The organism is Streptomyces sp. HPF1205, from assembly GCF_020400825.1.
Lineage (GTDB): Bacteria > Actinomycetota > Actinomycetes > Streptomycetales > Streptomycetaceae > Actinacidiphila.
The window spans coordinates 1-596 of record NZ_JAINVH010000142.1 but is presented as its reverse complement, the minus strand read 5'-3'; the positions used below and the strand labels follow the sequence as shown (position 1 = coordinate 596).

Here is a 596-nt window from a genome sequence, read left to right as displayed (position 1 = left end):
CAAGTGGGACACCCTTCGCGGACTGGGTCTGGATGACGACCACATTGCCAACTCCCGCGACACGGGGTTTGCGGGGAAGTTCCTGGCGGTTACGGGTGGGGAGGGTGTGGATGTGGTCCTGAACTCCCTGGCGGGGGAGTTCGTGGACGCATCGCTCGAATTGCTGCCGCGTGGTGGGCGGTTCCTGGAGATGGGCAAGGCCGACGTCCGGGATGTCGACTCGTTGCCCGAGGGTGTGGCGTATCGGGCGTTCGATCTGGTGGAGGCGGGGCCCGCGCGTATCGGGGAACTTCTCGCCGAGTTGCTGGGGTTGTTCGCGGCGGGTGTGGTGTCGGTGTTGCCGGTGCGGTGCTGGGATGTGCGGCAGGCGCGGGAGGCGTTCCGCTTCGTCAGCCAGGCCCGTCACATCGGCAAGATCGTCCTGACCGTTCCGCACGACCTCGACCCGAACGGCACCGTTCTCATCACGGGCGCGGGCGGCGCGCTCGCCGGGCTCGCGGCCCGGCACCTGGTGACCGAATACGGTGCGCGTAACCTGCTGCTGCTCAGCCGTCGTGGTCCGGCAGCGCCTGGTGTGGCGGACCTCGTGGAGGAGC

At 68.5% G+C, this 596-nt stretch carries 1 protein-coding gene; it reads left to right on the top strand.

All coding sequences use genetic code 11. The annotated features are described in order from the left end of the window. Positions 1–22: 22 nt before the first annotated feature. The coding region (locus tag K7G61_RS36015) for a zinc-binding dehydrogenase (protein ID WP_308190816.1) at positions 23–596 on the top strand (574 nt) is incomplete at its 3' end.